The sequence below is a fragment of the Caulobacter sp. 10L414 genome (genome assembly GCF_056395525.1).
On record NZ_JBFTJR010000033.1, the window covers coordinates 50,386 to 56,840 of the forward strand.

7 protein-coding genes are annotated in these 6,455 nt (G+C 69.6%); 6 read left to right on the forward strand and 1 reads right to left on the reverse strand.

The genetic code is table 11. The features are described from left to right. Positions 1 to 51 precede the first annotated feature (51 nt). The 5 genes from AC1DCG_RS14565 to AC1DCG_RS14585 all read left to right on the forward strand — a co-directional run bounded on the left by AC1DCG_RS14565 (position 52) and on the right by AC1DCG_RS14585 (position 4,770). Positions 52 to 1,260 carry an MFS transporter gene (locus tag AC1DCG_RS14565; protein WP_477030651.1) on the forward strand — a complete coding sequence of 403 codons (1,209 nt, stop codon included), beginning with the start codon at positions 52 to 54 and terminating at the stop codon, positions 1,258 to 1,260. Beyond that, positions 1,257 to 1,958: an alpha/beta fold hydrolase gene (locus AC1DCG_RS14570; RefSeq protein WP_477030652.1), complete on the forward strand. Its 702-nt coding sequence runs from the start codon at positions 1,257 to 1,259 to the stop codon at positions 1,956 to 1,958. Before AC1DCG_RS14565 ends, AC1DCG_RS14570 begins: the two co-directional genes overlap by 4 nt. Continuing rightward, entirely contained in the window at positions 1,959 to 2,669 is a 711-nt protein-coding gene (locus tag AC1DCG_RS14575; RefSeq protein ID WP_477030653.1) for a gamma-glutamylcyclotransferase, read from the forward strand. A 180-nt stretch (positions 2,670 to 2,849) separates the two neighbouring features. Next, entirely contained in the window at positions 2,850 to 4,520 is a 1,671-nt protein-coding gene (locus AC1DCG_RS14580) for an MFS transporter (RefSeq protein ID WP_477041533.1), read from the forward strand. A gap of 40 nt (positions 4,521 to 4,560) precedes the next feature. After that, positions 4,561 to 4,770, forward strand: coding sequence for a hypothetical protein (locus tag AC1DCG_RS14585; protein WP_477030655.1), 210 nt, complete (start codon positions 4,561 to 4,563; stop codon positions 4,768 to 4,770). Positions 4,771 to 4,776: 6 nt separating this feature from the next. Here AC1DCG_RS14585 and AC1DCG_RS14590 read toward each other — a convergent pair whose 3' ends face one another. After that, positions 4,777 to 6,177: a helix-turn-helix domain-containing protein gene (locus tag AC1DCG_RS14590; protein WP_477030656.1), complete on the reverse strand. Its 1,401-nt coding sequence runs from the start codon at positions 6,175 to 6,177 to the stop codon at positions 4,777 to 4,779. A gap of 131 nt (positions 6,178 to 6,308) precedes the next feature. Between AC1DCG_RS14590 and AC1DCG_RS14595 the strand changes: the two genes are divergently transcribed. Continuing rightward, on the forward strand, positions 6,309 to 6,455 hold a 147-nt coding region (locus tag AC1DCG_RS14595), incomplete at its 3' end, for a carboxyl transferase domain-containing protein (protein WP_477030657.1).

Consider the following 6,455-nt stretch of genomic DNA (forward strand, 5'->3'; position numbering starts at 1 on the left):
TCCGATCGCCATATATTGGACTGTCAAAAGGCGCAGTTCTAGATCACCGTCATGACCGCCTGCGCCACCATCGCCGCCTCGCCCGCCAGGGATGCGGGCCGCCTGCGCCGGATGTCGCTGGCACTGTTCCTCGGCGGCTTCTCGACCTTCAGCCTGCTCTATTGCGTGCAGCCCCTGCTGCCGACCTTCGCCCGCTCCTTCGGCCTGTCGCCCGCCCAGAGCGCCATGGCCCTGTCGCTGAGCACCGCCACCCTGGCGATCGCCATCCTGATGGCCGGCGGCGCGGCCCAGCGGCTGAACCTCAAGACGCTGATGTTCGGCTCGATGGTGCTGGCCGCCGCCTGCAACCTCGCCGCCGCCCTGGCGCCGAGCTGGCCGCTGCTGCTGGTCGCCCGCGCCGCCGAGGGCCTGCTGCTCGGCGGCGTGCCGGCCGTGGCCATGACCTATCTTGCCGAGGAAACCGAAGCCTCCGACCTGGCCGCCGCCATGGGCCTCTACGTCGCCGGCACGGCGTTCGGCGGCATGGCCGGCCGCGTCGGCATGGGCCTGCTGCTGGCGACCTTCGACTGGCGCATGGCCATGGCGGCCATCGGCGCCATCGACCTTGTCGCCGCCCTCGCCTTCTTCGCGCTGCTGCCCAAGCCCCGCCACGTACGCGCCCCCGCGCCCGAACACCTGTCCGACCGGCTCAGGACATGGGGCCAGGCCTGGCGACGCCCCGGCCTGCCGGCCCTGTTCGGCCTGGGCTTCTGCCTGACCGGCGTGTTCGTGGCCCTGTTCAACTATGTCGAGTTCCGCCTGGAAGGCGCGCCCTACCACCTCAGCCAGACGCAGGTCGGCCTGATCTTCCTGGTCTACGCCTTCGGCGTGTGGTCCTCGTCGACCGCGGGGCGGCTGGCCGAGCGCCACGGCCGTCGCCGCCTGCTGCTGGTCGGCCTCGCCGTCATCCTGGCCGGGATCGTCCTGACCCTGCCGGCCAGCCTGGTTTCCGTCATCGCCGGGATCGCGCTGGTCACCACCGGCTTCTTCATCGCCCACGCGGTGGCCAGCGGCTGGGTCGGGCGGCTGGCCGGACCGGCCAAGAGCCAGTCGGCGGCGCTGTACCTGCTGTTCTATTATGCCGGCTCGAGCCTGGCCGGCGCCGTCGGCGGCTGGTTCTGGCGACACGGCGCCTGGCCCGCCGTCGCCGGCTTCACCGCCGCTCTCGTCCTGGCCGGCGTCGCCCTGGCCCTGCGCATTCCCCGGGAAGACCCGTCATGACCGACCGCCAAGCCCTCGTCTTCCTGCCCGGCCTGCTGTGCGACGCCCGCCTGTGGCGCGACCAGGCGGCGGACCTTTCGGATATCGCCGACCCGATCATCACCGACCTGACCCTGGACGACAGCGTCGCGGCCATGGCCCGGCGCGTGCTGGCCGCCGCCCCCGAGCGCTTCGCCCTGGCCGGCCTCTCCATGGGCGGCTACGTCGCCTTCGAGATCCTGCGCCAGGCGCCGGAACGGGTCGCGCGCCTTGCCCTGCTGGCCACCAGCGCCGCGCCCGACACGCCCGCCCGCGCCGAGAACCGCCGCCGCGCCATGGCCGCGCTGGAGGTCGGCCGGTTTCTGGGCGTCACCCAGCGCATGCTGCCGCAACTGCTGCACGCCTCGCGCCTGGACGAGCCGCTGGGCGCCGAGGTCAAGGAAATGGCCGCCCGCGTCGGCGGCCCGGCCTTCCTGCGCCAGCAGCGCGCCATCCTCGGCCGGCCCGACTCCTGCCCGCTGCTGCCGTCGATCGCCATGCCGACCCTGGTGGCCGTCGGCGACTCCGACCAGCTGACCCCGCCCGCCGAGTCCCGCGCGATCCACGAGGCGATCCGCGGCTCGCGCCTGCACGTCTTCGAAGACTGCGGCCACCTGCCGGCCATGGAACGCCCCGACGAGACGACCGCGCTGCTCCGTGCCTGGCTGACGGAGGCCTGAGTGATCCAGATCGACCGCCTCGACCACTTCGTGCTGACCGTCGCCTCCGTCGAGGCCAGCGCGGCCTTCTACGAGCGCGTGCTGGGCGCCGAGCGTGTCACGACGCCCGGCAAGCCCACGGCCGTTCGCTTCGGCCGCTGGAAGATCAACCTGCACCCGGCCCACGCGCCCTTCACGCCCAAGGCGGCGCGAACCATCACCGGCGCAGGCGACTTCTGCCTGATCACGCGCCGGCCGCTCGAAGAAGCGCTCGCCCATCTTTCCGACTGCGGCGTCGCTGTCGAACTCGGCCCGGTCGACCGCAACGGCGCGCTGGGTCCCATGACCTCGATCTATTTCCGCGACCCCGACAAGAACCTGATCGAGATCAGCCGCTACGCCGACCGCCCCGCCCAACGCCTGGCGGTCTATGGCTCGCTCGCCCCCGGACGCCCCAACCACCATCACCTGGCGCCGCTCGGCGGGCGCTGGACCACCGGCGTCGTGCGCGGCCGCTTGGTCGCCGAAGGCTGGGGTGCGGCCATCGGCTTTCCCGGCCTCGTTCAAGATCCAGGCGGCGAGGCGATCGCGGTGCAGGTGCTGGAGAGCGAGGCGCTGGAAGCGCACTGGTCCCGGCTCGACGCCTTCGAGGGCGCCGGCTACCGCAGGGTAAGCGTCACGGTCGAAACCGAGGCCGGTCCCGTCGAAGCCTGGATCTACGTCCTGGCTTGACCTCTGCGCGGGCTCGTCATGCCACCGGTGGCAGCATCGACCGGCTCAATCCCCGAAAATCGTCGTTCGCAACCCTGCGTTCCACGAAAGTTCCCCTTTACGTAAGTCGCGAGGCGCCTGCCATCATCCCCCGCAACGATCAGCCGCGCAAAGCGGCGACGCTTTGAGGAGGATACGAGTATGGCGGACGCCGTAGCGACGTCAGGCGCAAAGAACGGAGAGACCGTTCAGCGCAAGGACGCCTTGGTCATCGGCGCGGCGTCGGTGGGCACGGTCTTCGAGTGGTACGACTTCTACCTGTACGGCTCGCTGGCCACCTACATCACCCACCACTTCTTCTCGGGCGTGAACGAGACCACGGGCTACATCTTCGCCCTTCTGGCCTTCGCCGCCGGGTTCGCCGTGCGTCCGTTCGGGGCGCTGGTGTTCGGACGCCTGGGCGACCTGTGGGGCCGCAAGAACACCTTCCTCGTCACCATGCTGCTGATGGGCCTGTCGACCTTCGTGGTCGGCCTGCTGCCCAGCTACGAGCAGATCGGCGTCGCCGCCCCCATCGCGCTGKTCTTGATGCGCCTGCTGCAGGGCCTGGCGCTGGGCGGCGAGTACGGCGGCGCGGCCACCTACGTCGCCGAGCACGCCCCGCACGGGCGTCGCGGCTTCTACACCAGCTTCATCCAGATCACCGCGACCTTCGGCCTGTTCCTGAGCCTGGTGGTGATCCTGGCCACGCGCTCGACCGTCGGCGAAGACGCCTTCCAGGCCTTCGGCTGGCGCATCCCGTTCCTGATCTCGATCGCCCTCCTGGGCGTGTCGCTGTGGATCCGCCTGCAGCTGTCGGAAAGCCCCTCGTTCCAGAAGATGGTCAGCGAAGGCAAGGGCACCAAGCAGCCGCTGAAGGACAGCTTCGCCCGCTGGGGCAACCTGAAGATCGTGATCCTGGCCCTGGTGGGCCTGACCGCCGGCCAGGCCGTGGTCTGGTACACCGGCCAGTTCTACGCGTTGTTCTTCCTGGAGAAGATGCTCAAGGTCGACGGCGCTGTGGCCAACACCCTGGTGGCCGTCGCCCTGCTGATCGGCACGCCGTTCTTCGTGGTCTGCGGCTGGCTGTCGGACAAGATCGGCCGCAAGCCGATCATCATGCTGGGCTGCGCGCTCGCCGCCCTCACCTACTTCCCGCTGTTCAAGACCCTGACCAGCGCCGCCAACCCCCAGCTGGCCGCCGCCACAGCCTCGGCGCCGGTCACGGTGATCGCCGATCCGGCCGACTGCTCGTTCCAGTTCGATCCCGTCGGCAAGACGGTGTTCAACACCTCCTGCGACCTGGCCAAGTCGTACCTGGCCAAGGCCGGCGTCAGCTATGAGAACCAGCCCGTCGCCGCCGGCGAGATCGCCGAGGTCCGCATCGGCGAGACCACCCTGCCCTCGTTCCGCGGCGAGACCCTGTCGAAGGAGCAGTTCGCCGTCGAGAAGAAGGCCTGGGAAGCCAAGCTGGCGCAGGCCCTGAAGACCGCCGGCTATCCCGAGAAGGCCGACCCGGCCAAGATCAACAAGCCGCTGGTGATCTTCGTCCTGACCCTGCTGGTGATCTACGTCACCATGGTCTACGGCCCGGTGGCGGCCATGCTGGTCGAGCTGTTCCCGACCAACATCCGCTATACCTCGATGAGCCTGCCCTACCACATCGGCAACGGCTGGTTCGGCGGCTTCCTGCCGACCACGGCCTTCGCCATGGTCGCGGCCACCGGCAACATCTACTACGGCCTCTGGTATCCGATCGTCGTGGCGGCCGTGACCGCGATCATCGGCATGCTGTTCCTGAAGGAAACCAAGGACGTCGACATCGAGGCGTAACAACCTTGCGGGCGCTGTCTCTCGGCGACATCCTCTCGGGATGACCAGCCAAGAACAGCGCCTGCTCTCCGCCCTCGCTTGGATGTGCGCCCAGTATCTTGAAGACCGTGATGGCGAACTCGACCATCTCAGCATGTCCGCCGGCGAACGCGCTATCGGGCTCCTCGTCGACTACGGCCTGGTCGCACCGTCCGGGCGCGGCGGAGCCTGGACGGAAGCGGGCCAGGCCCTGCTAAACCATATCGACTGAAGCTTCCTATCCTCGCAGCGAGAACGGCACCCAGCGGCGGTCGTCCTCGAACACCTCGAAGGCCCGGTCCACCGGCGGGAAGGCGCGCTGCGCGCAGTCGTCGCGCTCGCAGATCCGGCAGCTGACGCCGATCGGCGCCGACGGCCCGGCCAGGTCCAGCCCATCCGCATAGACAAGCTGGTCGGCGTAGCGGGCCTCGCAGCCCAGGCCCAGGGCATAGCGGCGCTCGGCCTGGCGATAGGCGCCCGACGGCTTCACCACCCCGCGCGCGATGCAGATATAGCGCACCGCGTCGGGCATCTGCGCCAGTTGCACCAGCCAGGCGTCCGGCCGGGCGAAGGCGTCGTGCACGTTCCACAGCGGGCAGGCTCCGCCGAAACGCGCGAACTGCAGGCGCGTGGCGCTGTGGCGCTTGGTGATGTTGCCGGCCCGGTCCAGCCGCACGAAGTAGAACGGCACGCCGCGCGCCCCCGGCCGCTGCAGCGTCGACAGGCGATGGAACACCTGCTCCAGGCTGGTCTGGAAAGTCAGGGCCAGACGCTCGATGTCGTGCCGCGCCGCCCGCGCAGCCTCGCGGAACCGTTCGTAGGGCAGGACGAGCGCGCCGGCGGCGTAGTTCAGAAGGCCCGTGCGACAGACCTTGGCGGCGCTGTCGCTGCGAAAGCCCGCCGCGGCCAGCTCGCTCTCGACGATGTCGGGCAGGGTCAGGGCGGCGATCTGGTAGGCCAGCTGGAAGCTGCGGGTCGCCTCGGGATGGGCCGCGCCAATGGTCACGGTCCGCGACGCGCCATCCCAGTGACGCAGCAGGTCCGGCTCGTCGCCGCGCACCACCCGCACGCCTAGGCGGTCGGCGAGATACGCCTCCAGCGCCCGCTCGCCGCCCCCGCCGATCTCGACCGCCAGGGCCTCGGCGGCGACGTCCAGGCTGTGGATGTAGTTGTTCTTGTAGTGGAAGAAGTCGCGGACCTCTTCATAGGGCAACAGCGCGCTGGCCGCCCCGCGCTCGTCCAGCGACACGGCCTCCTCGGTCGCCTTCAGCCGTTCGTCCAGCCGGCGATAGGCGCGGTGCAGGTCGAGATACGCCTTGGCGAGGTTCGGCGTGTTGGCCACCGCCGCCTTGATCTCCGACAGGGCCGGCGCCTCGCCGCCCACCGGAGCATCCGCCGTGGCCTCGCGCAGGTCGGCGATCAGCCGCTGGTCGTCGGCGGCGTCCAGCGAGGCGGCGTCCACCTCGAACACCCGCATGACGTCGATCAGCACCCGGGCGGTGACCGGTCGCTGGTTGGCCTCGATCTGCGACAGGTAGCTGGCCGACAGCCCAAGCTGCGCGGCGCAGGCCTCCAGCTTCCAGCCCTTGGCCTGGCGCAACAGCCGCAGGCGCGGCCCGATGAACAGCTTCTCTCCCATTTCGCAACTTTGCTATTTCACAAGATGCAAGTTCGCAAGCCCTCGCCACAGCCTCAATTTCCTTGAGGGCGACGCCCGAAGCCACGCAAAATCCTTTCTTTGCGACGTTCACAGCTCGGTCGGAGTAAGCCTTGCAACACATCCTGGAAGAGCTGGAGCGGCGTCGCGAGCAGGCGCGAGCGGGGGGCGGCGAGAAGCGGGTGGCGAGCCAGCATGCCAAGGGCAAGCTGACGGCGCGCGAGCGGATCGATCTCTTGCTGGACGAAGGCTCGTTCGAG

Bases quoted from the DNA above. Each gene is read 5' to 3' on its own strand.
- AC1DCG_RS14565 (WP_477030651.1), top strand. From the start codon at position 52: ATGACCGCCTGCGCCACCATCGCCGCCTCGCCCGCCAGGGATGCGGGC.
- AC1DCG_RS14570 (WP_477030652.1), top strand. From the start codon at position 1,257: ATGACCGACCGCCAAGCCCTCGTCTTCCTGCCCGGCCTGCTGTGCGAC.
- AC1DCG_RS14585 (WP_477030655.1), top strand. From the start codon at position 4,561: ATGACCAGCCAAGAACAGCGCCTGCTCTCCGCCCTCGCTTGGATGTGC.
- AC1DCG_RS14590 (WP_477030656.1), bottom strand. From the start codon at position 6,177: ATGGGAGAGAAGCTGTTCATCGGGCCGCGCCTGCGGCTGTTGCGCCAG.